The organism is Rhodobacter sp. SY28-1, assembly GCF_005222785.1.
Classification (GTDB): Bacteria; Pseudomonadota; Alphaproteobacteria; order Rhodobacterales; family Rhodobacteraceae; genus Tabrizicola.
Genome location: NZ_STGH01000001.1, coordinates 434,910 through 457,410 on the forward strand (window position 1 = coordinate 434,910; position 22,501 = coordinate 457,410).

Here is a 22,501-nt window from a genome sequence, read left to right on the forward strand (position 1 = left end):
ACCGGGAGGAGGTTCGTAATACATGTATAAACCTTTGAAGGAGTATGCATGATGAAACGGATTCTCACGTCCACTGCCCTGACCCTTGCGCTTGCCGGTGCAGCTTTCGCCCAAGCGGGCAATCCCGGTGCGCATTTCGTGCAGAATTGGGATGACGACGGCGACGGGGCCGTCACGCTGGAGGAGGCGCAAACCAAGCGCGACAACCTTTTCACCTCGTTCGATGCGGACGAGGACGGAAAGCTGTCGTCCGAGGAATACGCCGCCTTTGACGAGTTGCGGGCCGCCGATCAGGAGATGATGCGGGAAGAGATGGGCGCGATGGCCGGTGTCGGCATGGGCCAGGGCAAAGGAATGGGCCAGGGCAAGGGCATGGGGCAGGGAATGGGACCGGGCATGATGCGCGCGGAAGGCGGCATGATGCGCGGCTTCAACGATGCTGACGGCGATGGCCTGGTCTCGCGCGAGGAGTTTGTCGGACGCACGCCGGACTGGTTCGCGATGATGGACAGCGACGGCAACGGCAAGATCACCGAGGACGACTTCGGGCGCTGATGTCAGCGGAATTCCCCGCCGGGGCCGCGCTACCTGATGACAGGACCAGCTCCGGCGTGAGACCATCGCGGCATGCAGTCGATCCGGTTTCTCTCGCTTGTCCTGCTTTGCCTGACCCTTGTTGCCTGTGGCGCTCGCTCAGGCCGGGTTGATGCGACTTCCCCTGACGAGATTACCGTGATGAGCGCGAATTTCGCGGACAGTGATCCGACGGACTGGCCCGGGCGGTCCCCCGACCGCTATCCCGTGCACGGGATTGACCTGTCACGGTTCCAGACCAGTGTCGACTGGCGCGAGGCGCGGGCCAACGGGGTGAACTTCGCGTTCATCAAGGCGACCGAGGGCGGCGACCTGGTGGACCCGATGTTTGATGCTCACTGGCGCGGGGCTGCAGCGGCGGGGGTCAAGCGCGGGGCCTACCACTTCTTCTATCATTGCCGCCCGGCGGCCGAGCAGGCGCGCTGGTTCATCAAGCATGTCCCGCGCACTCCGGGCGCGCTGCCCCCGGTTCTGGACATGGAATGGACGCCGACCAGCCCGACCTGCACCATCCGCCGCGATGGAGCGACGATCCGTGAGGAAGCACAGATCTTCCTCGACATCCTGGAGCGCCATTACGGCCAGAGGCCGATGATCTACACCACGGTCGACTTCTTCGACGATACCGAGCTGTGGCGGCTGAAAGGGGTGGAATTCTGGCTCCGCTCGGTCGCCGATCATCCGCATGGCGTCTATGACGGCAATGCCTGGAGCTTCTGGCAATACACCTCGACAGGGGTGATCCCGGGTGTCGCCGGATCGGTCGACATCAACGTGTTCGCGGGGTCCCGTCAGGCCTGGGCCGACTGGGTGGCACAACGATCCCTATGACATTCCCGGCCTTGCTGCCCTATATGTGGCGAGATTGGAGACAATCTGTCGCCAAAATAGCACAGCCATGACGCAGCATTTGACTTAAGCTGCCTTAGTCCTGCCCTGCTTGCCGATGAAAAATGGGGCATCGAATAAGGGACGCCCAAGATGGATAAAACGATCCGCATTTTGAAGAAACTGGGTCTTGGTCGTGTTCGCAAGACCGAGGATGACACTCCGTTCGAGAAGCGCCTGAAGAAGGTGACGCGCATCCGTGTGGTCAACCAGCAGGGGCTTGGTGGCCCGGTCTTCAAAAACCGACAGCCAGAGACGGAAATCTGAGGCCGGTCATCAGATCGCGCAACTCTTGCCGGGCAGCGATGTTCGACAGGTTCAACTGATCGACGCCGGTATCCTTGAGGTCCAGAAGCGTCAGGCCGCGCGGGAACAGTTCGCGGAAGATCACCCGTTCAGAAAAGCCGTTCAGCACCCGAAAGCCGATGCGGCGGGACAGTTCTTCCAGTGCCGCGCCCACCTTCTTCTTGTTGTGCATCGCTTGGGCGCCAAGCCGGTTGCGCACGACGATCCAGTCGATCGGGGCCAGTCCAGCTTGCGCCCGCATCTGGCGCGCACCCCAGACCATTTCGGAATAGATTGATGGCCCCTTGATCTTGCCGGTAACGCCATCGACGCGGGCCAAGAGGTCGAAGTCGACAAAGCTGTCGTTCAGGGGCGTAATCAGCGTGTCGGCAAGGGTGTGGGCGACCTGTGACAGGCGGGTGTGGCTGCCGGGGCAGTCGATGACGATGTAGTCCATCTCGGCGTCCATCGCCTCGACCGCGCGGGACAGGCGCAGGTCCTGCGCGTTCTCACCGTCGGCCACGCTAGAGGGATCGACCTCGGGCAGTTCGCGGTAGTCCGGTGTGGGCAGGTTGAGCCCGGCCTGGGCCATGTATGCGCGGCGGTTCTCGATGTAGCGGCCGAAGGATTTCTGGCGCAGGTCAAGGTCCAGCGCGCCGACCTTCTGCCCAAGGCGCGACAGGGCGGTGGCGACGTGCATGCAGGTGGTGGACTTGCCCGAGCCGCCCTTTTCATTCCCGACGACGATGATCCGCGCCATGCTGTTCCCTGTCCTTGTCCCGGGCGCTTTCTATGCGGGCAGGGGGGCAGGGGGAAGCAGGATTTCGCCCAAGGGAGGGGGCGGTCTGCGCAATGAATCCGACCGTAGCCTGCTTCTAGAGTGGCGGAAGTCTGATCCGCTCGACTGCACAGCGGAAACGGTGAAGCTCCCTCACAAACTCTGGCGCGTCGGACGTATCCAGAACGGCGAGTCGACGTTTGCCGACCCGGCGGTCCAGCATTCCCAAGGCACGCACAAGTGCTACTCTTGAGGAAAGAACCTCTTCGATGGGCTTAGATAGAAAATCGAAAAGCGCAGAATTGACGGACCAGAGGCCCATCGAACCCTTGGCATGGAGTTCGGCCTCAACATCTTCGGTTCGCTTCCTGGTCTTCTCTCCAACCATGAAATTGGGACTGCCTTGAGCTTCCCATTCATCGATAAAGAAGCGCATCGAACCCATGCTGTGCAACCGAACGCCGTCAATGGTGATCCAGCACTCTCCTTCTTGATCATGTGAGTGACGATAGCGCGTGGTCCAGATCTCTACGCGCCCCTTCACCGAGTCGGCGAAACCATCTTCGATAAGTTGCTTGAGTTTACTCCAGCGCATGAGTGATCTCTTGGATGCAATGGTTGGTTCAACTTCTGCCAAGGGCAAAAAATGAAGTGGGGGCGCACCATTCGGCGCGCCCCCCCCCTTGATCTTCACGCAGGCAGGTATCAGAAGCCCAGGCCGGCGTACTTGTTCTTGAACTTCGACACGCGGCCGCCGGTGTCCATCAGCTTGGCCTGCTGGCCAGTCCAGGCCGGGTGCGCCAGCGGGTCGATGTCCAGCGACATGGTGTCGCCGTCCTTGCCCCAGGTCGACCGGGTCTCGTAGGTCGAGCCGTCGGTCATCTTGATGGTGATGGTGTGGTAGTCGGGATGGGTATCGGCTTTCATGGCTCCACTCCTCACTCGGCTTTTTCTTTGTAGTTGGTAACTTCGGCGATCCGGGCCGACTTCCCGCGACGGGCGCGCAGGTAGTACAGCTTGGCGCGACGGACCTTGCCGCGGCGGACCACTTCGATGGAATCGATGTTGGTCGAGTAGAGCGGGAACACACGTTCCACGCCTTCGCCGAACGAAATCTTGCGAACGGTGAACGAGGCAGCGATCGTGGCGCCGCCCTTGCGGCCGATGCAGACGCCTTCGTAGGCCTGCACGCGCGAACGCGAGCCTTCGGTCACCTTGTAGCCGACACGGATGGTGTCGCCGGCCTTGAAGTCCGGGATGGTCTTTCCGAGGGAAGCGATCTGCTCCGCCTCGATCTGCGCGATGAGGTTCATGCGCTTTCTCCAGTTTTGCCTGCGGTGTTTTCCGCAGAGGTGATGCCGCGCCAGAGCTTCCGGTCTTCGTCCGGGTCCCCCCTGGTTGCCCAGGAAGCCCGCCGCAGGTGGCGCCTGCTTTGTGTGTGCCGCGCCCTCTGCGATGACCCTGCGGAAGAAGGCAGGCAGGCAAAGGGAATCGGGTCCGCGGGCCTGATGACCCCGGACTGGGCGCGTATAGGGGGAAGGGGCGGTCGGGTCAAGGGTCGCGGCGCGGTCAGCGGCCCCGTTTCTCCCACAGATCCGGGCGACGGGTGCGGGTCAGCGCCTCGGCTTCGGCCTTCCGCCATTTGGCGATTTCGGCATGGTTGCCGGATTGCAGGACGGACGGAATCTCCTGCCCCTCCCAGACGGAGGGACGGGTGTATTGCGGGTGTTCGAGAAGGCCGTCGGAAAAGCTTTCCTCCTCGGTCGAGGCGGCATTGCCGAGGACGCCGGGGATCAGGCGGACGGTGGCGTCAAGGATTGCCTGGGCGGCGATCTCTCCGCCCGTCAGGACGAAGTCGCCCAAGGAGATCTCTTCGACCTGGTGGTGGTCGAGGACGCGCTGGTCGACGCCTTCGAAGCGGCCGCAAAGCATCGTCAGCCCCTCGGCCTGGGCGAGACGGCGGGCGGTGCCTTGCGTGAAGGGCGCGCCGCGCGGGGAGAGGTAGATCACAGGCCAGCGGGCGCGGTCGACGGGGGTGCCGATGCGGGCGTGGCGGAAGGCGGCATCGACCACGTCGGCGCGCAGGACCATGCCCGCGCCGCCGCCTGCAGGAGTGTCGTCGACGTTGCGGTGCTTGCCTTCGCCGAAGGTGCGCAAGTCGATGGTCTCAAGCTGCCAGAGGCCGAAGTCCAGCGCCTTGCCGGTCAGTGACAGGCCCAGCGTTCCGGGGAAGGCCTCGGGGAACAGGGTGATGATCTTGGCCGTGAAGGCGCCCTTGACGAGCCGGGGTTCCTCCATCAGGTCGCGCGGCTGCAGGCTGGCGCGGACCTGCAGGCGACCATGGCTTCTCGGGGTATCTGGGGCGTCGGACATGGCGCGGGGCTTAGCGTGAAACGCCCGGTCTGGGAAGTCCCGCGTCAGGCGTGGCGCGCACTGACCTTTGCCGGGCGAACCGCGTCGACCGCAGGGCGCGCGACCGGAGCAGCGCCGGAGGACAGGGCGTTCTCGATCGAGCGGGCCAGCGCATGCAGCCCATCTCGCAGATCGGCCTGCAGATGGGCAGGCAGGTCCTGGCCAGGGTCGAGATCGGCTTCGGCCGCATCGCGCAGGTCTTGCGGGGTGGGGAAGTCCGTGGCCCGGTTCGGGAAGGCAGCCAGCAACGCGACGGCACGCGGCACATAAAGCCGCAGGACATCCGGATTGCCGTTGGCGATGGTGAAGGCCTTCGCCATGCCTTCGGGAATCAGGCCGGGGGCGACGATTTCAGGCTCGGTCGCCCAGAGGACCAGCGCCCGGCGCAAGGCAGCATGGCTGCGATCCGGCTTGGCCAATGCAGCGCAAAGCGCATCCAGCCGCAGGTCGGCAGTCACGACGGCAAGAGTATCGGCAACGGCGGTGCTGACCTGGGTATCAGGGGCGGAATCGGGCAGGTTCAGCAGGGGAATGATTGCCCGGGCCGCATCGCCTGCCGCGCTTTGGCCATAGGCTGTTTCGGCCTCGTCATCCAGAAAGTAGCCAAGGCTCGCCGCCTCGTGCGAATCCCACAGCATGCGACACAGCGGGATGGCAATGAACGACACCGAAAGCGGCAGGACCGGATTGACCGAAACCAAACCGATATCGGCCAGGCCGCCCAACCCGCGACCGATGCCGAACAGGACAGCGACCAGGACGATCTGCGACAGCACCTGGGCCAGGGCCGCAAGCCAGGCGCTGCCGCTCAGCCATTCCTCGGGCGAGGCGGGCCATTGTTCGGGACGCAGGACCATGAGCCAGACGACGAAGATTGCGGTGAAGGGGGCGACCATGCTCCAGCCAAAGCCGCAGAGCCCGGCAATCAGCGGCCCGATGTAGAGCAGTGCCGTCGCACCCTTCACAAGGCGCATGCGCGTAAGCATGTTCCACCCTTTCCCAATTGCCAGTCCCGGCCCAGGCAGGCCAGAAGATCAGTCGGATTCTTCCGGCAGATCGACAACAACGCGTCCAGCGGCCAAATCGACATTGGGCACGATTGCCGTGGTAAAGGGCAAAAGCAGGGCCGATTTATGACCAGTGGGCGATATTTCGAGGATATCACCCGCCCCATGGTTGTAAACGGCGGTGACTTTTCCGATCTGCGCACCACCCGTGTCAAAGGCGGACAGGCCGATCAGGTCGGCGTGGTAGAACTCATCATCCGGCAGGGACGGCAGCCGGTCGCGGGGCACGAACAGGCTGGTGCCCCGCAGGGCATCGGCCTGCTCCTTTGTCGCTATGCCTTTGATCCTGGCCCCGAATCCGCCCGCAACGGGTCGGGTCAGGGTGATCTGGAACTCGCGTTCGCCACCCTCGTCAAACAGCGGACCGTAGGCGCCGATGTCGGTGGGTTCGGAACAGAAGGACTTGAGCCGGACCTCTCCCGAGACGCCGAACGCCCCAGCAATGGCACCGATGCAGATCAGGTCGGACATCAGCGTGTCTCCAGGTGCAGAGCGGCAGCGCGGATTTCCCAGCCGGCGCGTTCCAGTTCGGGCACGGTATTGTCCTCCTCGGGCCAACCGATGCAGAGATATCCGATGAAACGCCAGTTGGCCGGGACGTCAAGGTCCCGGGCGAGGCGGGTGGGGTCCAGGATGGAGACCCAGCCGAGGCCGAGGCCCTCGGCCCGGAGTGCGAGCCAGAGTTGGATGATCGCGCCAACAACGGAATAGGCGCGGGTCTCGGGCATGGTCGCGGCCCCAAGGCCGTGGCCCTTGGGCGTCGAGTCGTCGCTGAACACGGCGAGGTGCACCGGAGCCTCGGTCATGCCGGAGAGTTTCAGTCGGGCGTAGACGGCCGCGCGGTCGTCTGATTGACAGGCCAGTGCCTGGGCGTTGCAGTCGCGGTAGTTGGCAAGGCAGGCGGCACGGGCCTGGGCCGATTGGACCCGGAGAATGCGCCAGGGTTCCGACAGGCCCACGGACGGTGCCAAGGCAAAGGCCTGCAGGCCGCGGGCAAGCAGGTCTTCGGGAACCGGATCGGTGCGGAAGCGGCGCACATCACGCCGCCACCGCATGAGCCCGGCCAGCTCGGCCCGAAAGGCAGGGCTGAACTGGCCGGTCAAAATGTTACTCGGCAGCCGGTTCGGCGGCGCGGGCGGCTTTCTTGGCGGCGCGCTCGGCCATCGCCTTGCCGGGTGTGCCGGTCTTGGGGTTGTTGCGGGCGGCCTTCGGGCGGGCGCCGGCGGCTTCCAGGAAGCGGGCGATCCGGTCGGTCGGCTGGGCGCCCTGCGACAGCCAGTGCTGCACGCGCTCCATGTTCATGACGACGCGCTTTTCGTCGTCCTTGGCCAGCAGCGGGTTGTAGGTGCCGAGCTTTTCAAGGAAGCGGCCGTCGCGCGGCATGCGCGAGTCGGAGGCGACGATCGAGTAGAACGGGCGCTTCTTGGAACCACCGCGCGCGAGACGGATTTTCATAGCCATGATGTTACTCCTATTTGGCTGGTAACGGGGCAAGCCCCTGTTATTTCTGCAGTTTCTCGTGATGCCTGATGACTTCGGAGATGATGAAGGTCAGGAATTTCTTGGCCAGCTCGGGTTCGAGGTCGGCCTCGGTTGCAAGCTGGTGGAGCCGCGCCATCTGGCGCGACTCGCGGTCGGGGTCGGAGGGAGGAAGGCCGTGTTCGGCCTTCAGCCGGCCGACGGCCTGGGTGTGCTTGAACCGTTCGGCAAGCGTATAGACAAGGATCGCATCAAGCCGGTCGATCGAGGCGCGATGGTCCTTCAGCAGTTCGGATGCGCGGGTTGCGGCGTCCATCAGTCCCCCCTTTTCGACGTCTGCATTGCGTCTGTTTTCGGTATACCGGGCGTATGCACGCGCGTATGTCCGGCCTTCGGCGCAACGGGCGTGTGGACCCAGACCTGCGCCCCGTCGAAATCCGCGGACCGCGTCGCACCAAGCCGTTCGGCGACGCAGATCGAGCGGGGATTGGCCGGGTCGATGTAGCTGACCACCCGGTCCATCCCCATCGCCACGAAGGCATGGTCGCGCAGCGCGCGGGCGGCCTCGGTGGCGTAGCCCTGCCCTTCCGCCGAGGGGCGGAACAGGTAGCCCAGCTCCGGCTCCTGGTCGCCGGGTTCGAAGCCGATCAGGACAAAGCCAAGCGGGTCACCCCCAGCCTTGCGTTCAACGGTCCACAGACCATGGCCGCGCAGCAGCCAGAGGCCGCAGCTGGCGGCGAATTCGGTGAAGGCGTCGTCACGGTCGAAAGGTCCGCCCAGATGTGGGCCTGCGGGGCCGGTGAAGATCTCGGCCCAGGCGTCGAAATCGGCGAGGGTTGGCGCGCGAAGTCGCAGGCGCGCGGTCTCGATCTCCGGGAGCATGCCGGACAGCGTGGCCGCGAAGGTGGCGGCCGGGCCGGGGATGGCGATTTCATGCGGGGCGCGCGACGTCATGCCAGGACCTCCGGTCCAGTATGACGCCAGACGTTGATGGTCTTGTCGAAGAAGACCTTCTCGCGTTCCGGAGTAGCACCAAGGCGCTTTGCCACGGCCTCGGACTTCGGGTTTGCCGGGTCAATGTAGCTGATCAGCGGCGCGTGGCTCAGCCGGGCATGGTAGTCGGCCTTTGCAGCGCGGGCGGCCTCGACGCAGTAGCCGTGGCCTTCGTGGCCGTCGAACAGATGCCAGCCGAGTTCCGGTTCATCCCAGCCGTCGTGAAAGATCACGCCGACGCGGCCGATGAAGTCGCCCGCCTTGGTGTCGACCGAGTAAAACCCATGCCCGCGCAGCGCCCAATGGCCGATGTTGGCCAGAAGCCCGCGCCAGATCTGCTGGCGGGGCACGCCACCACCGACAAAGCCAGCGCGGGGGCTGTCGTTGAAGGCGAGCATGGCGGCAAAGTCACCCTCACGCGGTTCGCGGAGGATCAGGCGGTCGGTGGTCAGCGTCGGGATGGGCAACGCGAAGGTATAGGTCATGCCGCGCCCCCTGGGCCGGGATGGCGGTAGATCAGCGCGGGCTTGCCCGAGGGGGAGACCCAGTCGCGTTCGAAGGTTGCCCCCATGCGCACGGCGAGCGCGATGGACCGGTCGTTGCCCGGCGCGATGACCGAGGTCAGCGGTCCCCAACCCAGCACGGTATAGGCGTGGGTGCGGGCTGCCATGGCGGCCTCATACGCATAGCCCTTGCCTTCATGGCCGGGATAAAGCGCCCAACCGATTTCGCGTTCCAGCCAGCCTTCCGGATTCCAGAATCCGACATGGCCGACCGGAGCCTCCGTCGCATCGGTGACGGTCCAGAGACCGTAGCCGCGCAGGTGCCAGTGACCGATCTGGGCGGCAAAGGCGCGCCAGGCGGTGGGTCGGTCCAGGGGGCCGCCGGTAAAGCGGCTGCGGTCTTCGGCGTAGTAGGTCGCGTAAGCGTCGAAGTCGTCGGGCCGGGGCGCGCGCAGGACAAGTCGCTCGGTCCGAAGGACCGGCACGGCATCGTCAAACTGGCGCGCGATGAGATGGATCATTTCTTCTTCATCAGTCCCGAGAGGCCCGCAGGCAGCGTGATCCCGCGCGGGAGGCCGCCCATGCCGGGGGGCAGGCCGCCGCCCATGCCGCCAAGGCCGCCGCCCTGCTGCATGCCCTTGGCCATCTCGGCCAGTTGCTCGGGCGACATCTTCGAGGGGTCGGGCATGCCCCCCTTGCCAAGGAACTGCTTGACCATGTTCTTCATCATGCCGCCCTTGCCCATCTTCTTCATCATGTCCGCCATCTGCTTGTGCTGTTTCAGCAGGCGGTTGAGATCGGCGACGTCGAGGCCCGCGCCAGCGGCGATGCGCTTCTTGCGAGAGGCGGCCAGAAGATCAGGGTTCGCGCGTTCCTTCTTGGTCATCGAGTTGATGAGGGCAATCTGGTGGTGGAGCATCTTGTCGTTCAGGCCCGCAGCCTCGGCCTGGGCGGACATCTTGCCCATGCCGGGCATCATGCCCATCAGGCCCTGCATGCCCCCCATCTTCAGCATCTGGTCGAGCTGCATCTTCAGGTCGTTCATGTTGAACAGGCCCTTGGCGAAACGCTTGGCCATGCGTTCGGCCTGTTCGGCTTCGAACGTCTCCTGCGCCTTTTCGACGAGGGCGACGATGTCCCCCATGCCAAGGATGCGGCCCGCGACGCGTTCGGCCTCGAAGGGTTCGATGGCGTCCATCTTCTCGCCAAGGCCGACAAAGCGGATGGGCTTGCCGGTGATGGCGCGCATCGACAGGGCGGCACCGCCGCGACCGTCGCCATCCATCCGGGTGAGGACGACGCCGGAGATGCCGACCTTGCCGTCGAATTCAGTGGCGACGTTGACGGCGTCCTGGCCGGTGAGGCCGTCGACCACCAGCAGCGTTTCGCGCGGTTGGGCGATGTCGCGGACGGCCTGGACCTCGTCCATCAGGACTTCGTCGATGTGGAGGCGTCCGGCGGTGTCGAGGAAGACGACGTCATAGCCGCCGAGGTTGGCTTGCGTCTTGGCGCGCTTGGCGATCTGGACGGCGGTTTCGCCTTTCACGATGGGCAGCGAGTCGACGCCGATCTGGGTGCCGAGGATCGCCAGTTGCTCCATCGCGGCGGGGCGGTTGGTGTCGAGGGACGCCAGCAGGACCTTCTTGCCGTTCTTTTCCTTCAGCCGCTTGGCCAGCTTGGCCGTGGTCGTGGTCTTGCCCGAACCCTGCAGACCGACCATCAGGATCGTCGCGGGCGGGTTGTCGATCTTCAGCGCCTCGGGGGTGTCGTCACCGGCCAGAACGCGGATCAGTTCGTCATGGACGATCTTCACGACCATCTGGCCGGGGGTGATCGACTTCGTCACCGCGGACCCGGTGGCCTTTTCGGTGACGCGCTTGATGAAGTCGCGGGCGACGGGGAGGGAGACGTCAGCCTCCAAGAGGGCCACGCGGACCTCGCGCAGAGCGGTGACGACGTCGGCCTCGGACAGGGCGCCCTGCTTGGTGAGCCGGTCGAAGACGCCGCCAAGGCGTTCGGAGAGACTTTCGAACATCGCGTCACCCTTTCAGACGTTTGCCCCGATATGGGGCGGCGAAGCCAAGGCGCAAAGCGGAAAGGCACCCGTGGGCGCAGACGCGCTGACGGATGGCGATCCCGGGCAATGCCCAAGGGACCGGAAGCATGTGCCTCCGGGGAATTCAGCGTGGCGGATACGCCCGGTGTGGGCGCGAGTCAAGCAGGAAGGGTCACGTCACCGGCGGCAGGTCGGCCAACGACTTCACCGCTTCGCAGCGGCCAATCAGGCCGTCAAGCTTTTCACGGTCGATCCAGGGGAAGGTTTCGGCCAGCCGCCGGTCCACCGCCGAGGCATGGCGGCGGCCACGGCGACTGTTGCGTTCGCGCTGGACGGCACCAAGGATGCGGTCCTGCATCGCGCCGGAGTCATTCTCGAAATGCTGGCTGCGGATGTGCGAGCAGAAGCCGGGGTCCGAGATGACCGGCCAGCGGGTCCAGACATTGCCGTGCTGCATCTGGAACGGGTTCTTCTGGAAGCTTGGCCCGTTCACGGTGGCCAGGCCGATGGCGGTCAGATAGCGCTGCTGGACCATCGACACGCCCACCGCCTCGGTCGCGCTGGCCGGGAAGACGAAGACGCCCGTCGGGAAGGTGACATGGGTCGAGGGTGACAGGATCCGTGTCACTTCGCGCAGGCGGGCGATGTAGTTCACGGACACCGCATCGTCGTCGTCCAGCCGGAAATGCACCGAATTGGCGCGTCCCTTGTAGCCCGAAGCCTCGACCATGTACTTGTGGAAGGCGAGGTCGCCGCGCTGGTGGTGCGAATACTCGACCACGGCGCCGGGCAGTTTCGCCGCCAGCGCGCTGAGCCGTTCCTTGAAGCGGTCGGGCATCACTTCGGACGACATGATGACGGTGCGGAAGTCCTTGTCAGTCTGATGCATCAGGCTGGGCAGCGTCAGGTTCTCGAACAGGAAGAACCTGCGCGCCATGCGCGTCTCGTCATAAAGCCGGGCCAGTGCGGCCCCGTCTTCGTCGGGCTGGGTGCGCGTGTCGGTCAGACCGTAGAACGAAAAGCGGATATGGCCGTAAATCGCCCGTTGTTCGAACACGCGCGTCTCTCCCTGTGATCACTGGCGGTCAAGAGCTACAAACTTGCGCGTCAAGTCAAGCGGTCAGCCCTTGGTGCTGTCGGGTGGCGGGGAGCCAAACCAGGCATTGATCGCCGAGGCGGCAATGCCGGCCGATTTTTCGCTGCCATAGACATTGGACAGGGGCACGGCGTGACCGTTGCGATGCACAAGTGCCGCCCGCCAGACCCGGGGTTCCGGCACCCACCCTGACCCGGCCCTGCGGTCGCGGTCGCCGGGTTTGCGCTTGATGACCATCGATTGCAGCGTTGCACCGTGCAGGTCGCGGAGGACATGCTGCGTGCGGCGGCGGCCGAGGATGCCGGTCTCGGTGATCTCGACGATATCGCGCGCGCGGTCGAGCGTGATGCGATGCACCCTGACGAAGACGCCGAAGCAGCCGAACAGCAGAAGCAGCCCGATCCCGAACAGGGCCAGGCCGCCTGTCGGCTCTCCTGCCCGGAACAGGGCCCAGCCCCACAGCATCGGAAACAGGGCAACGGCAAGCAGGAACAGGCCCGCACGCAGGGGCACGTCGCGCAGGACCAGACGGTCGGGCGTGCGTTCGATGACCTTCACGGGCGGACTCCGGATTGATGCAGGGGTGCAGCATGGCGGGGCGGAGGCGAAGCCGTCAATCGGCCCTCTTGTATCCGGCGCTGAATCGGGTTGATGTGCAAATCCGCACAGAGCAATCGGGGGCGTCATGGAAAACTGGGACGAGATCCGCACCGCGTTTCAGGTCGCCCGGCTGGGCACGGTTTCGGGGGCGGCCGAAGTGCTTGGGGTCCACCATGCGACGGTGATCCGCCATATCGACGCGCTGGAGAAGCGGCTGGGGGTCAAGCTGTTCCAGCGCCACGCAAGGGGTTACACGCCGACCGAACCGGGGCGGGACCTGTTGTCGGTGGCGCAGACGACGGAAGAGCAGTTCGCCCATCTGGTCAGCCGGATCAAAGGTCAGGGCGAGACGGTTTCGGGCGAGCTGGTGGTCACGTCGATTGCCGGGGTGTCCGATCTGCTGATCCCGGTCATCACCAGCTTTCAGGAGAAGTATCCGGACGTCCGTGTGCGGTTCCTGACCGACATGCGCGTGTTCCGGCTGGACTATGGCGAGGCCCATGTCGCGATCCGCGCCGGGGCCGGGCCGGAAGAGCCGGACAACGTGGTGCAGCCGCTGACCCGGATCAACGCGGGGCTCTATGCATCGCGTTCCTATGTCGAGCGGTTCGGTCGTCCGGCCTCCGAGGCCGAGTTCGACGGCCATCGCTTTGTCTGCACCGATGCCGAGGTGACCCGCGCGCCGTTCCACCGCTGGCTGCGGGCGACGGTGCATCCCGACCAGATCGCTTTTGCCGCCACCGAAGCACCGGCAATGGAGCTTGCGATCCGCAACGGCATCGGGATCGGGTTCATGATGGTGTTCCGGGCGGCCGAAGATCCGAACCTTGTCGAGATCCTGCCGTCGCGTCCCGATTGGGATTCTCCGCTGCGCATCGTCACCCATGTCGATCTGCACCGGACGAAGAAGGTGCAGGCGTTCCTGACGCATCTGAAGGAATCGGCGAAGGACTGGAAGTCCTGCACCTGATGCTTGCCCGCCTGTCCCAGCCCGCGCGCGGGCATCTGGCGATGCTGGCGTTCTCGGCGCTGGTCGCGGGGTCGTTCTCGCTGGGCGTGCTGGCGGCGCCGTTCATCGACCCTGGCGCCGTGACGGCGGTGCGGTTCGTCCTGGCGGGGGCGCTGGTGGGCGCGGCGGCCGTGCTGACGACCGGCATCCCGCGGCAGGCCTGGGCGGCACCCTGGCGCTATCTGGTGCTGGGCGGCCTGATGGGCACCTATTTCGTGCTGATGTTCGAGGGGTTGAAGACGGCGGCGCCGGTTTCGGCCGCGGCCGTGTTCACGCTGACCCCGGTGATGGCTGCGGGATTCGGCTGGCTTTTCCTGCGGCAAAGGCTGACGGGTCGGATGGCCCTGGCGTTGGCCGTGGGCGGCGCGGGGGCTTTGTGGGTAATCTTCCGGGCCGACCTTGGGGCGCTCATGGCGTTTCAGGTCGGGCGGGGCGAGGCGATCTATTTCGTCGGTTGCGTGGCCCATGCTGCCTACGCCCCGCTGATCCGCAAGCTGAACCGGGGCGAGCCGGCGGTGGTGTTCACCTTCGGGATGATGGTGGCGGGGACGGTGCTGCTGGCGCTGTATGCCTGGCCCGCGCTGGTCGCGACGGACTGGGCGGCGCTGCCGTGGATCGTCTGGGTCACGCTGGTCTATGTGGCGGTGGCGGCAAGCGCGATGACCTTTGTCCTGCTGCAATACGCCTCGCTGCGGCTGCCGGCGGCGAAGGTAATGGCCTATACCTATCTGGTGCCCAGCTGGGTCGCGCTGTGGGAGATCGTGCTGCATGGTCTGGTGCAGCCGGGGCTGGTGCTGGTGGGTGTGGCGATGACGGTGCTGGCGCTGGGGCTTTTGCTGAAGGAGTAGCGGCTCGTCGGGGACGTGGTCCCTCCTCGCTTGCGACGAGAAGCCGAAGGCGAACGAGGAGCGGTCAGGCGAGGAACTCTGCCAGCCCATCAGTGAGGTAGCGTTCGGCCAAGTCCAGCGTGCCATGCGTGTAGGCCGGACCGCCAAACCCTTGTGCGGTGTCGCTGTCTGCCCGCGTCGCAAGCCAGGCGGTCAGCAAAACCCGGCGCAGGAAGATCAGCGAGGGGATCATCGCCCGGTCCTCGGCGCGCAAGGGCGCGATGCGGGTGTAGCCTTCTACCCAGGCGGCGATCAGGTCGGGCAGGCGCGGGTCGGTTTCGATGAAGCTGAGGGCCGAGGCAAGGTCGTAGGCCCACCAGCCAAAGCCGCAGTCGTCGAAGTCGATGGCGGTTAAGCGGTCGCCGTCCACCATCAGGTTCGCAAGGCGCAGGTCGGCGTGGATCAGGCCGAATGTCTCGGGTCCCGTGCCGTAGGCGTGCAGCTTTGCGCCGAGCAGCTCCGTGGCGCGGGTGAGCAGGGCTTCGCCTCTCGCTTCAAGGCCCTGGGCTTGCCGCCAGTCACCCCAGTGCGGGTTGGGGCCGAGGATCGTCTCGACATCCCAGCGCTTGCGGGTGAAGCCTGCGGGCGGGGTCCATTGCCGGGACTGCAGGTGCAGGCGGGCGGTGATTTCTCCCAAAGGTGCGAACCAGCGGGCGAGGTCGTCGCCGGGTTGCAGTTCCTGGCCTGTGATCGGAGCGAAGGCGACGACGAAACGGTGGTCAACCTGTGTCACCAACCCCTGCGCGCCAGCAACTGGACGGACGACGTTCAGGCCGGGGAGGTCTTGCAGGGCCGTCAGCCAGGCGAGTTCCGAGGCGATCTCGGGTTTGGTGTGGTAGCCTTGGCGATGGAGACGCAGGATCAGGTCGCCCGCGCGCCAGGTTTCGTTTTCGGACCGGTTGAGAAGGGTGAGCGGAGTGTCTTCGGGCAGGCCGTAGACGGGCAGTGCCCGGGCGATCAGGTCAGACATCGCCGCCCCGGCGCAGGAGGTAGATGTCCATGATCCAGCCGTGTTCGGCCCGCAGGCGGGCGCGGGTGGCAAGGATTTCGTCTGAAACCTGCGACAGGGGGCCGTGGATCAGCGTCTCCTCCGGCATTCCGACATAGGCACCCCACCAGATTTCGGTGTCGGGCGGCAGGGTGGTGAAGGCGCCGCCCTTGTCCAGCATCACCGCAAGGGTCGTCGCGCCGTGGGGCCAGCCGTTGTCACGCAGTTGTCGGCCGGTGGTGATGGTCACCGGCGCGGCAAGGGTGTTCAGCGGGATGGCATGGGCGGCGGTGAGGGCCTGCAGGCTGGTGATGCCGGGGATCACCTTGACGCTGATGCCCGTCAGGCGGGCGGCGATGCGCAGGGTGCTGTCGTAAAGCGAGGGGTCGCCCCAAACCATCAGCGCGACGTTGGTTGCACCCGGATGGGCAGCGATCGTCTCGGCCCAGACCTTGGCGATGGCGTCGTGCCAGTCGTTCACCGCGCCAAGGTAGTCGTCCTGGTCGGCGCGCTGCGGAACGTCATAGGCGGCGACGGGGACGGGGGTGGTCAGGACGCGCGACAGGATGTGTTCGCGCACTTCGGCAAGGTCGGACTTCGCCGTGCCCTTGCGCGGGATCAGGATCAGGTCGGCCCCGTTCAGCGCGCGGATGGCCTGTCCGGTTACATGGTCCGGATTGCCGGTGCCGATGCCGATGAGGTGAAGCGTGGTCATGGGCATGGGCTTTATCAGAGGCGCGGCCCCAAGGCCAAGGCCGCGCCAACTGGTTTCAGGCCGCGTAGAGGCGCGGGGTCACAAGGGGCGAACCATTGCCCTTCAGAGCCTTGGCCCCGGCCAGCACGGCAAGGTCGGCCAGCGGTTCGATCAGGACGACAGCCATGTAGGCGACGCCAAAGGTCCCGATGGCCGACAGGTTCGCAGCCCCAAAGCCCGCGCCGTAGATCGCCCAGAAGGCCACCCAGGCGACAACCCCGCCCTGATAGACGGTCGAAAGCGCGAGGACCTGCTTGTATTCAAGATCGACATAGGCCGTGCCCGGCGCGATGACCCGCTTGGCCAGTTCGTGCAGCGCGAAGAGCGGCACGAGAAGCGTGGTCAGGTTCATCCCGTACTGCGGCAGGTCGAAGGGCGCGAAGAGAAGCCCTTGGATCAGAAGGCCCATGGCCAGCCCGATGGCGGCAGGTCCCGCGCCAAGGATCAGGAACAGGGTCGAGCCGAGGATGAAGTGGACCTCGCTGACGCCCACGGGGAAGTGCGGCAGGACCTCGAAGAAGATGAAGACGCCCACAGTCGCGATCAGCGACCGGACGGCGACCGAGGCGATGCTGCCTTCGCGGCTGGCCTTGGTGACGTGGTAAAGTGCGGTGGCACCAGCGGCAGCGGCCGTGGCGTAGCTGAGCGCGATCTTGGCCCCGTCAACGAGGCCCGGTTCAATATGCATGTCTGTCCCTCCTGACCGTCACACCCGACGGCGGTTTCACGTTCATGCAGGGCCGGTCTCCTGGCTGGCGGATCGCGGCGGGCCCTTGCCTTCCCGCCCCTTGGGGCAGTGGCGATGCTGGACCCGCTCACCGCTGACAGTCGCGGGGGCGGCTGATGTCACGGGCCCCCGCAAGGGTCGGCCCGCTCCTCATTCCCGTTTCAGTCCCGACGCTTTGCGTGTGTGTGGGACACCTTGCCAATCCACTCTGCGCCGTTCAGGTCAGGGCGGCAAGGCGGAACGCGACGTTGCCGGATCAGTCGCCGACGCCGTCCGCCAGGTTGCCGACGAGGATGAGGCCCGGCAGGGTCGAGCGGTCTTCGGCCAGCGATGCGGCAAGGGCAGCGACGGTGGAGCGGTGCAGGGTCTGCTCGGGCGTCGAGACAGCTTCGGCCAGAAGTGCGGGCGTATCGGGCGGCAGGCCGTGGGCGATCAGCGCGGCCGCCAGTGCGGGGAAGGTGCGCTTGCCCATGTAGATGACGGTGGTTGCCTGCGGGTCGGCCAGCGCTGCCATGTTCAGGCCGGGGGGCAGGTTGCCTGTGACATCGGCGGCGGTGATGAACTGGACGCGCTGGGCGTGCTGGCGGCGGGTCAACGGGATGCCCGCGGCGGCGGCTGCGGCCGAGGCCGAGGTCACGCCGGGGATGATCTCGCAAGGAATCCCCGCAGCGCGGACAGCGGTCAGTTCTTCTTCAAGGCGTCCGAAGATGCCCGAGTCGCCGGATTTCAGGCGGACGACATGGGCGCCGGTCAAGGCGTAGTCCACCAGAAGGCGGCTGACGTGGTCCTGCTTGGGCGAGGCGCGACCTGCCCGCTTGCCGACACCCACCATGTCGGCCCCGGGTTTGGCCAGTGCCAGGATCGGACCAGAGGAGAGGTCGTCGAACAGGACCGCATCGGCCCGGCCCAACGCCTTCACCGCCTTGACGGTCAGAAGGTCCGGGTCGCCGGGTCCGGCAGAGACGAAGGAGACGAAACCGGTCATGCGCTTGCGATCAGGTGGAAGAAGGTGCCGGTCGATAGCCCGCCGCCGCGCTGGAGTCGAGTGGAGCCGGTTTCTGCGACCTTGGCCCCGGTTGCGTCGGTGACCTGCGCCAGCGGGGCGTCGGGTTGATCCAGGATCGTGGAGTAATGGAACTCGTGACCGCGCAGGAGCCGGTCCGCAGAGTGCCCGGGGATCGGCTGCGCCAGGGTGGCCAGCCGGTAGCCAAGGTGCATCTTCCGCTTCTCGAAGCTGGTCACCAGACCCAGAAGCCCCGCCATCCGGTGCCGCGTGCCGTCCTTGTCCACGATTGCCTCGCCCATCGCCATGTAGCCCCCGCATTCGCCGTGGACGGGCCTGTTCTCGGCAAAGGTCTGCAGGCCGGTGCGGAAGCGGTCGGCATTGGCCAGTGTGGGTCCGTGCAGTTCCGGGTAGCCGCCGGGAAGCCAGCAGGTATCGGCGGTCGGGTCGGGGGCTTCATCATTGAGGGGCGAGAAGGGCAGCACCTCGGCCCCCGCCGCGCGCCAGCCGTGCAGGAGATGGGGGTAGACGAAGCTGAAAGCGGCATCCCGAGCCAGGGCGATGCGCTGGCCGGGCGGGGTGATCCTTGCGGGGGGCGCTGATCCTGCGGTCGTCCTCGCAGCGGCGATGAGGGCGTCGAGATCGACGCCCTCACGCATCAATTGCGCCGCCTCGGCAATCAGGGACTGCAGCGCGGGCTGTTCCTCGGCCTGCACCAGCCCAAGGTGGCGTTCCGGCATGGCGATGGCCGCGCGCTTCGGCAGGACGCCAAGGACAGGCAGGCCCGCCTCCTCCATCCCGGTGCGGATCAGCGCCTCGTGGCGGGGCGAAGCGATGCGGTTCAGGATCACGCCCGCCACGGTGACGCCCGGTCGGAACCGCGCCAGCCCCTGCGCCACCGCCGCCGCCGTCTGCGCCTGACCGGAGGCGTCGATCACCAGCACCACCGGCCAACCCATCCGCGCCGCAAGGTCCGCCGAGGCACCATTCCCGGTCGCCCCCGGCGCGGCCACCCCGTCGAACAGACCCATCGAGCCTTCGGCCAGCACCATATCCGCCCCCTCAGCGGCGACCAGCATCCCGTCCAGCATCGCACCCGGCATCGCCCAGGAGTCGAGGTTGAAGCTCTCGCGTCCCGATGCCGCCCGGTGAAACGCCGGGTCGATGTAGTCCGGCCCGTTCTTGAACGGCTGGACCTGAAGCCCCCTCTCGCGGAAAGCCGCCAGCAGGCCCAGCATGACCGTTGTCTTGCCGGTGCCCGAGGCGGGTGCCGCGATGAGAAGGCCGGGGGTCATCTGCCAGTCCCGGGGAAGCGCGGATGCGTGCCGACGGGTCGGTAGCGGCGGTCATAGTCGCCGGCGTAGAGGCGGCTTTCCTCGAACCCCTCCTGCGCCAGCGCGGGGCCGACAAGGATCAGGGCGGTGCGCTCCACCTCCTCGGGGACCGAGGCTTTCAGGGTGGAAAGCGTCGCCCGGATGATCCGCTGGTCTGGCCATGAGGCGCGCCAGACGACGGCCACGGGGCAGTCCGCGCCATAATGGGGAATCAGGTCGGCGGTCAGCTTGTCGATCAGGTGAATCGACAGGTGCAAGGCCAGCGTCGCTCCGGTGGAGGCAAAGGCGGGCAGGGTTTCGCGGGACGGCATCTGCGTGGCCCGGCCTTCGGTGCGGGTCAGGACCACGGACTGCGCCAGGCCCGGCAAGGTCAGCTCGACCCCAAGGGCCGCCGCAGCCGCCGCGAAGGAGGGGACACCCGGCGTCACGTCATAGGGGATGCCGAGGTCCCGCAACCGCCGCAGCTGCTCGCCCATCGCCGACCAGACCGACAGGTCCCCGGAATGAAGCCGCGCCACGTCCTGCCCCGCCGCATGCGCCTGGGCGATCTCGGCCATGATCTCGTTCAGTGACAGGGGCGCGGTGTTCACGATGCGGCAGCCGGGCGGGCAATGCGACAGCACGCCCTCGGGCACGAGAGAGCCGGCGTAGAGGCACACGGGCGACGCGGCGATCAGGTCGCGTCCGCGCAAGGTCAGAAGGTCCGGAGCACCCGGTCCCGCCCCGATGAAATGGACAGTCATATCGCACTCTCCGCTATGGCCGCTGTCGCTGTGCCGTCGGACGAAGCCACTCGCGGCCCCCGCAATCGAGCACCCGGTCCTGCCGCTGCAAGCGCCGCCGCTTCTGCGATTGATCCGGTGCCGAACATCTTTTCAACCCGGTCGGACCGGGTCGGTGTCGGAACGCCGTGCAAGGCCGTGAGGTCCAGGGCGATGATCGGCAGGTCCAATGCCATCGCAAGCGGCCCCAGCCCATCGGCCTTTGCCGCAAGTGTCGCCAGATGGGTCACGCCCTGCGCGCCACCTGCCCGTGCGAGGGCGTCTTGCAGCGCTGCGAGGGTGACCTCCGACCGGAAGCCAAAGCCTGCGACGATCATCGGGTGACGCTCCATTGCAGGATGGGCAAGGCCGATTTCCAGCCCCGCTTGCGGCCGAGGGGGGTGGGCTCCGACAGTTCGATCTTGAGAAGGCTGCCCCCGTGGCGGGCGGACCAAGCCAGGACGAGGGCCTCGGTTTCCAGTGTCACCGCGTTCATGACAAGGCGCCTGCCGGGGGGGATGAGTTCCCAAAGCCGGGTGAGGAGGTCGTCCGACGCCCCGCCACCGATGAAGACGGCATCCGGCGTGGGAAGGTCCGCCAGTCCGTCGGGCGCGCGGGCCTCGGTCAGGCGGTGGCGGTGCGACAGGCCGAAGGCTTCGACATTGCCCCGGGCGCGGGCGGCGCGGGTGGGGTCGGCCTCCAACGCCTCGACACGGGCGCCCCCGGCGAGAAGCCATTCGATTCCGATGGACCCGGAACCTGCGCCGATGTCCCACAGCACTTCGCCCGGACGCGGGGCGAGGGCAGAAAGCGTCAGCGCGCGGACAGGGCTCTTGGTGATCTGGCCGTCGTGCTGGAACACCTCGTCCGGCAGGCCAGAGGCTTGCGGCAGCCCGGAATCGGTGGCCTCGATGGCGGCAGAGACCGGGGCACCGACGGGCTCGGTGGGCAGGCCCTGTGTGACGCGTTCGTGCGTGCCGCCGAGGCGCTCGAGGACCGTGAGTCGGGCGTTGGGGTGGCCATTCTCGCGCAGCCAGACGGCAAGTTCGCCAACCGCCGCGCCGTCACGCAGGGTACAGATCACGCGGACGCCTTTGCCAAGGACCGGACGGAGGCGGGAGAAGGGGGCGGCGTGGAGGCCGAGGGTCAGCATCTCCTCAAGCCGCCAGCCCAGCCGGTTCGCGGCGAGCTGGAAGGTCGAGGGGGCGGGGTGCGACACCCATTCTCCCGGCTGGAGATGGGCCATCAGGCTGCCGCCCGCGCCGAACCAGAACGGATCGCCGGAAGCGAGGACGACAGTGGGACGGTCGCGATGGGCGAGGACGGGGGTGGCGTCGAAGGGAATGGGCCAGGGGTGACCCTTGTCCCCGGCGTCCACAAGTGCAAGGTGACGCGGGCCGCCGAAGATTGCGGTGGCGGTGTCCAGCGCGGCGCGACTTGCGGGCGACAGGCCCTCCGGTCCATCTTCGCCCAGACCGATGATCGTCAGCCAGGGATCAGCCATGCCCCGCGTCCTTCTTCTGGGCGGCACAACCGAAGCCGCAGCCATGGCCCGCGCGCTGGCCGAGGCGGGGGTGGATGCGATCTATTCCTATGCGGGCCGCACGGAAAGTCCGGTGCCGCAGCCGCTGCCGGTGCGGGTGGGTGGGTTTGGCGGCGTGGAGGGGCTGGCGGCCCACCTGACGGACGAGAGCATCACCCATGTGATCGACGCCACTCATCCTTTCGCGGCACAGATGAGCCGTAACGCGGTGGAAGCCTGCGCGGCGACAGGAATCCCCATGATCGCGCTGGAGCGGGAGCCCTGGGCTGCCGTCAAGGGCGACCGCTGGACCCATGTCCCGGACCTTCCCGGAGCAGTGGCCGCGCTGGGAGAGGCTCCGCGTCGGGTGTTCCTCGCCATCGGCCGCCAGAACCTGAACGCCTTCGACAACGCCCCGCAGCATCACTACCTCTTGCGGCTGGTTGACCCGCCGACCGAACCGCTTGCTCTGCCCCGCGCCGAGGCGGTGATTGCTCGGGGTCCCTTCACGGTCGAGGGAGACCTTGCGCTGCTGCAGGCCCAGCGGATCGAGGTGATCGTCGCCAAGAATGCGGGCGGTGTGGGGGCCGAGGCGAAGCTTGTCGCGGCACGAGAGTTGGGTCTTCCGGTGATCCTGATCGACCGGCCCCTTGTGCCAAAACGGCAGGTGGCGCGAAGCGTCGAAGCGGTCATGGCCTGGCTGAACGGCTGAGCCGGGACCCAGACTTTTCGAAAAGTCTGGCAAAATCCTTCTAAGGATTTTGG

Annotated in this window: 30 protein-coding genes and 1 riboswitch; of the genes, 6 read left to right on the top strand and 24 right to left on the bottom strand. The window is 66.5% G+C overall.

Going from position 1 to position 22,501, the window contains the following annotated elements:
• Positions 1-51 precede the first annotated feature (51 nt).
• The 3 genes from E8M84_RS02155 to E8M84_RS21380 all read left to right on the top strand — a co-directional run bounded on the left by E8M84_RS02155 (position 52) and on the right by E8M84_RS21380 (position 1,749).
• A complete protein-coding gene (locus E8M84_RS02155) occupies positions 52-555 on the top strand; it encodes an EF-hand domain-containing protein (RefSeq protein ID WP_137109527.1) in 504 nt (167 codons plus the stop codon).
• Positions 556-627: 72 nt separating this feature from the next.
• Complete coding sequence (locus E8M84_RS02160; protein ID WP_137109528.1) at positions 628-1,425, top strand: GH25 family lysozyme; 798 nt, start codon at positions 628-630, stop codon at positions 1,423-1,425.
• A gap of 150 nt (positions 1,426-1,575) precedes the next feature.
• Complete coding sequence (locus tag E8M84_RS21380; protein ID WP_170971823.1) at positions 1,576-1,749, top strand: hypothetical protein; 174 nt, start codon at positions 1,576-1,578, stop codon at positions 1,747-1,749.
• Here E8M84_RS21380 and E8M84_RS02165 read toward each other — a convergent pair.
• The 16 genes from E8M84_RS02165 to E8M84_RS02240 all read right to left on the bottom strand — a co-directional run bounded on the left by E8M84_RS02165 (position 1,718) and on the right by E8M84_RS02240 (position 12,709).
• Positions 1,718-2,527, bottom strand: a complete 810-nt coding sequence (locus tag E8M84_RS02165) for a division plane positioning ATPase MipZ (protein WP_137109529.1) — start codon at positions 2,525-2,527, stop codon at positions 1,718-1,720. The two genes, E8M84_RS21380 and E8M84_RS02165, sit on opposite strands and share 32 nt — an antisense overlap.
• A gap of 115 nt (positions 2,528-2,642) precedes the next feature.
• Positions 2,643-3,140, bottom strand: coding sequence for a hypothetical protein (locus E8M84_RS02170; protein WP_137109530.1), 498 nt, complete (start codon positions 3,138-3,140; stop codon positions 2,643-2,645).
• A 110-nt stretch (positions 3,141-3,250) separates the two neighbouring features.
• Positions 3,251-3,472 carry a 50S ribosomal protein L31 gene (gene rpmE / locus E8M84_RS02175; RefSeq protein ID WP_137109531.1) on the bottom strand — a complete coding sequence of 74 codons (222 nt, stop codon included), beginning with the start codon at positions 3,470-3,472 and terminating at the stop codon, positions 3,251-3,253.
• Between the two features lie 11 nt (positions 3,473-3,483).
• Positions 3,484-3,858 (bottom strand): 50S ribosomal protein L19, encoded by a 375-nt coding sequence (gene rplS, locus E8M84_RS02180; protein ID WP_137109532.1) that lies wholly within the window; start codon positions 3,856-3,858, stop codon positions 3,484-3,486.
• Positions 3,859-4,114: 256 nt separating this feature from the next.
• A complete protein-coding gene (gene trmD / locus E8M84_RS02185; RefSeq protein ID WP_137109533.1) occupies positions 4,115-4,918 on the bottom strand; it encodes a tRNA (guanosine(37)-N1)-methyltransferase TrmD in 804 nt (267 codons plus the stop codon).
• 44 nt (positions 4,919-4,962) lie between these two features.
• Complete coding sequence (locus E8M84_RS02190) at positions 4,963-5,931, bottom strand: hypothetical protein (RefSeq protein ID WP_137109534.1); 969 nt, start codon at positions 5,929-5,931, stop codon at positions 4,963-4,965.
• 60 nt (positions 5,932-5,991) lie between these two features.
• Positions 5,992-6,495, bottom strand: coding sequence for a ribosome maturation factor RimM (gene rimM / locus E8M84_RS02195; protein ID WP_137109535.1), 504 nt, complete (start codon positions 6,493-6,495; stop codon positions 5,992-5,994).
• Positions 6,495-7,142: a 5,6-dimethylbenzimidazole synthase gene (gene bluB / locus E8M84_RS02200; RefSeq protein ID WP_394347394.1), complete on the bottom strand. Its 648-nt coding sequence runs from the start codon at positions 7,140-7,142 to the stop codon at positions 6,495-6,497. The genes rimM and bluB overlap by 1 nt, the downstream gene beginning before the upstream one ends.
• Complete coding sequence (gene rpsP / locus E8M84_RS02205) at positions 7,132-7,485, bottom strand: 30S ribosomal protein S16 (protein WP_137109537.1); 354 nt, start codon at positions 7,483-7,485, stop codon at positions 7,132-7,134. The genes bluB and rpsP overlap by 11 nt, the downstream gene beginning before the upstream one ends.
• A 40-nt stretch (positions 7,486-7,525) precedes the next feature.
• Positions 7,526-7,822: a chorismate mutase gene (locus E8M84_RS02210; RefSeq protein WP_137109538.1), complete on the bottom strand. Its 297-nt coding sequence runs from the start codon at positions 7,820-7,822 to the stop codon at positions 7,526-7,528.
• Positions 7,819-8,457: a GNAT family N-acetyltransferase gene (locus E8M84_RS02215; protein ID WP_137109539.1), complete on the bottom strand. Its 639-nt coding sequence runs from the start codon at positions 8,455-8,457 to the stop codon at positions 7,819-7,821. Before E8M84_RS02215 ends, E8M84_RS02210 begins: the two co-directional genes overlap by 4 nt.
• Positions 8,454-8,981, bottom strand: a complete 528-nt coding sequence (locus tag E8M84_RS02220) for a GNAT family N-acetyltransferase (RefSeq protein ID WP_137109540.1) — start codon at positions 8,979-8,981, stop codon at positions 8,454-8,456. Before E8M84_RS02220 ends, E8M84_RS02215 begins: the two co-directional genes overlap by 4 nt.
• Entirely contained in the window at positions 8,978-9,520 is a 543-nt protein-coding gene (locus E8M84_RS02225; RefSeq protein ID WP_137109541.1) for a GNAT family N-acetyltransferase, read from the bottom strand. Before E8M84_RS02225 ends, E8M84_RS02220 begins: the two co-directional genes overlap by 4 nt.
• Positions 9,517-11,034 carry a signal recognition particle protein gene (gene ffh, locus E8M84_RS02230; RefSeq protein WP_137109542.1) on the bottom strand — a complete coding sequence of 506 codons (1,518 nt, stop codon included), beginning with the start codon at positions 11,032-11,034 and terminating at the stop codon, positions 9,517-9,519. Before ffh ends, E8M84_RS02225 begins: the two co-directional genes overlap by 4 nt.
• Before the next feature lie 193 nt (positions 11,035-11,227).
• Complete coding sequence (locus E8M84_RS02235; RefSeq protein ID WP_137109543.1) at positions 11,228-12,112, bottom strand: glycosyltransferase; 885 nt, start codon at positions 12,110-12,112, stop codon at positions 11,228-11,230.
• 63 nt (positions 12,113-12,175) lie between these two features.
• A complete protein-coding gene (locus tag E8M84_RS02240) occupies positions 12,176-12,709 on the bottom strand; it encodes a hypothetical protein (RefSeq protein WP_137109544.1) in 534 nt (177 codons plus the stop codon).
• 127 nt (positions 12,710-12,836) lie between these two features.
• Between E8M84_RS02240 and E8M84_RS02245 the strand changes: the two genes are divergently transcribed.
• Both E8M84_RS02245 and E8M84_RS02250 read left to right on the top strand, forming a co-directional pair.
• On the top strand, positions 12,837-13,721 hold the full coding sequence (locus tag E8M84_RS02245) for a LysR family transcriptional regulator (RefSeq protein ID WP_137109545.1): 885 nt from the start codon (positions 12,837-12,839) through the stop codon (positions 13,719-13,721).
• Positions 13,721-14,608: a DMT family transporter gene (locus tag E8M84_RS02250; protein WP_240790264.1), complete on the top strand. Its 888-nt coding sequence runs from the start codon at positions 13,721-13,723 to the stop codon at positions 14,606-14,608. The genes E8M84_RS02245 and E8M84_RS02250 overlap by 1 nt, the downstream gene beginning before the upstream one ends.
• A 64-nt stretch (positions 14,609-14,672) precedes the next feature.
• On the opposite strand, the gene E8M84_RS02255 is transcribed toward E8M84_RS02250, so the two are convergent.
• The 8 genes from E8M84_RS02255 to cbiE form a co-directional block, all read right to left on the bottom strand.
• Complete coding sequence (locus E8M84_RS02255) at positions 14,673-15,617, bottom strand: phosphotransferase enzyme family protein (RefSeq protein ID WP_137109546.1); 945 nt, start codon at positions 15,615-15,617, stop codon at positions 14,673-14,675.
• The gene (gene cobF / locus E8M84_RS02260) at positions 15,610-16,350 is read right to left on the bottom strand and encodes a precorrin-6A synthase (deacetylating) (RefSeq protein ID WP_137109547.1); all 741 of its coding nucleotides are present in this window, start codon (positions 16,348-16,350) and stop codon (positions 15,610-15,612) included. Before cobF ends, E8M84_RS02255 begins: the two co-directional genes overlap by 8 nt.
• A gap of 55 nt (positions 16,351-16,405) precedes the next feature.
• Positions 16,406-17,077, bottom strand: coding sequence for an energy-coupling factor ABC transporter permease (locus tag E8M84_RS02265; protein ID WP_137109548.1), 672 nt, complete (start codon positions 17,075-17,077; stop codon positions 16,406-16,408).
• Between the two features lie 32 nt (positions 17,078-17,109).
• Positions 17,110-17,329: riboswitch (cobalamin riboswitch) on the bottom strand.
• A 43-nt stretch (positions 17,330-17,372) separates the two neighbouring features.
• Positions 17,373-18,101 (bottom strand): uroporphyrinogen-III C-methyltransferase, encoded by a 729-nt coding sequence (gene cobA, locus E8M84_RS02270; RefSeq protein ID WP_137109549.1) that lies wholly within the window; start codon positions 18,099-18,101, stop codon positions 17,373-17,375.
• On the bottom strand, positions 18,098-19,414 hold the full coding sequence (locus E8M84_RS02275; protein ID WP_137109550.1) for a cobyrinate a,c-diamide synthase: 1,317 nt from the start codon (positions 19,412-19,414) through the stop codon (positions 18,098-18,100). The genes cobA and E8M84_RS02275 overlap by 4 nt, the downstream gene beginning before the upstream one ends.
• Entirely contained in the window at positions 19,411-20,196 is a 786-nt protein-coding gene (gene cobM / locus E8M84_RS02280) for a precorrin-4 C(11)-methyltransferase (protein WP_137109551.1), read from the bottom strand. Before cobM ends, E8M84_RS02275 begins: the two co-directional genes overlap by 4 nt.
• On the bottom strand, positions 20,193-20,552 hold the full coding sequence (locus tag E8M84_RS02285) for a cobalamin biosynthesis protein (protein WP_137110804.1): 360 nt from the start codon (positions 20,550-20,552) through the stop codon (positions 20,193-20,195). Before E8M84_RS02285 ends, cobM begins: the two co-directional genes overlap by 4 nt.
• On the bottom strand, positions 20,549-21,718 hold the full coding sequence (gene cbiE, locus E8M84_RS02290; RefSeq protein ID WP_137109552.1) for a precorrin-6y C5,15-methyltransferase (decarboxylating) subunit CbiE: 1,170 nt from the start codon (positions 21,716-21,718) through the stop codon (positions 20,549-20,551). The genes E8M84_RS02285 and cbiE overlap by 4 nt, the downstream gene beginning before the upstream one ends.
• Between cbiE and E8M84_RS02295 the strand changes: the two genes are divergently transcribed.
• Entirely contained in the window at positions 21,717-22,448 is a 732-nt protein-coding gene (locus E8M84_RS02295) for a cobalt-precorrin-6A reductase (protein ID WP_137109553.1), read from the top strand. The genes cbiE and E8M84_RS02295 overlap by 2 nt on opposite strands.
• The last annotated feature ends 53 nt before the right edge of the window (positions 22,449-22,501 follow it).

Coding starts and splice junctions, on each gene's coding strand:
- E8M84_RS02155 (WP_137109527.1), top strand. CDS start 52: ATGAAACGGATTCTCACGTCCACTGCCCTGACCCTTGCGCTTGCCGGT.
- E8M84_RS02160 (WP_137109528.1), top strand. CDS start 628: ATGCAGTCGATCCGGTTTCTCTCGCTTGTCCTGCTTTGCCTGACCCTT.
- E8M84_RS21380 (WP_170971823.1), top strand. CDS start 1,576: ATGGATAAAACGATCCGCATTTTGAAGAAACTGGGTCTTGGTCGTGTT.
- E8M84_RS02165 (WP_137109529.1), bottom strand. CDS start 2,527: ATGGCGCGGATCATCGTCGTCGGGAATGAAAAGGGCGGCTCGGGCAAG.
- E8M84_RS02170 (WP_137109530.1), bottom strand. CDS start 3,140: ATGCGCTGGAGTAAACTCAAGCAACTTATCGAAGATGGTTTCGCCGAC.
- rpmE (WP_137109531.1), bottom strand. CDS start 3,472: ATGAAAGCCGATACCCATCCCGACTACCACACCATCACCATCAAGATG.
- rplS (WP_137109532.1), bottom strand. CDS start 3,858: ATGAACCTCATCGCGCAGATCGAGGCGGAGCAGATCGCTTCCCTCGGA.
- trmD (WP_137109533.1), bottom strand. CDS start 4,918: ATGTCCGACGCCCCAGATACCCCGAGAAGCCATGGTCGCCTGCAGGTC.
- E8M84_RS02190 (WP_137109534.1), bottom strand. CDS start 5,931: ATGCGCCTTGTGAAGGGTGCGACGGCACTGCTCTACATCGGGCCGCTG.
- rimM (WP_137109535.1), bottom strand. CDS start 6,495: ATGTCCGACCTGATCTGCATCGGTGCCATTGCTGGGGCGTTCGGCGTC.
- rpsP (WP_137109537.1), bottom strand. CDS start 7,485: ATGGCTATGAAAATCCGTCTCGCGCGCGGTGGTTCCAAGAAGCGCCCG.
- E8M84_RS02215 (WP_137109539.1), bottom strand. CDS start 8,457: ATGACGTCGCGCGCCCCGCATGAAATCGCCATCCCCGGCCCGGCCGCC.
- E8M84_RS02220 (WP_137109540.1), bottom strand. CDS start 8,981: ATGACCTATACCTTCGCGTTGCCCATCCCGACGCTGACCACCGACCGC.
- E8M84_RS02225 (WP_137109541.1), bottom strand. CDS start 9,520: ATGATCCATCTCATCGCGCGCCAGTTTGACGATGCCGTGCCGGTCCTT.
- ffh (WP_137109542.1), bottom strand. CDS start 11,034: ATGTTCGAAAGTCTCTCCGAACGCCTTGGCGGCGTCTTCGACCGGCTC.
- E8M84_RS02245 (WP_137109545.1), top strand. CDS start 12,837: ATGGAAAACTGGGACGAGATCCGCACCGCGTTTCAGGTCGCCCGGCTG.
- E8M84_RS02250 (WP_240790264.1), top strand. CDS start 13,721: ATGCTTGCCCGCCTGTCCCAGCCCGCGCGCGGGCATCTGGCGATGCTG.
- E8M84_RS02255 (WP_137109546.1), bottom strand. CDS start 15,617: ATGTCTGACCTGATCGCCCGGGCACTGCCCGTCTACGGCCTGCCCGAA.
- cobF (WP_137109547.1), bottom strand. CDS start 16,350: ATGACCACGCTTCACCTCATCGGCATCGGCACCGGCAATCCGGACCAT.
- E8M84_RS02265 (WP_137109548.1), bottom strand. CDS start 17,077: ATGCATATTGAACCGGGCCTCGTTGACGGGGCCAAGATCGCGCTCAGC.
- cobA (WP_137109549.1), bottom strand. CDS start 18,101: ATGACCGGTTTCGTCTCCTTCGTCTCTGCCGGACCCGGCGACCCGGAC.
- E8M84_RS02275 (WP_137109550.1), bottom strand. CDS start 19,414: ATGACCCCCGGCCTTCTCATCGCGGCACCCGCCTCGGGCACCGGCAAG.
- cobM (WP_137109551.1), bottom strand. CDS start 20,196: ATGACTGTCCATTTCATCGGGGCGGGACCGGGTGCTCCGGACCTTCTG.
- E8M84_RS02285 (WP_137110804.1), bottom strand. CDS start 20,552: ATGATCGTCGCAGGCTTTGGCTTCCGGTCGGAGGTCACCCTCGCAGCG.
- E8M84_RS02295 (WP_137109553.1), top strand. CDS start 21,717: ATGCCCCGCGTCCTTCTTCTGGGCGGCACAACCGAAGCCGCAGCCATG.
- cbiE (WP_137109552.1), bottom strand. CDS start 21,718: ATGGCTGATCCCTGGCTGACGATCATCGGTCTGGGCGAAGATGGACCG.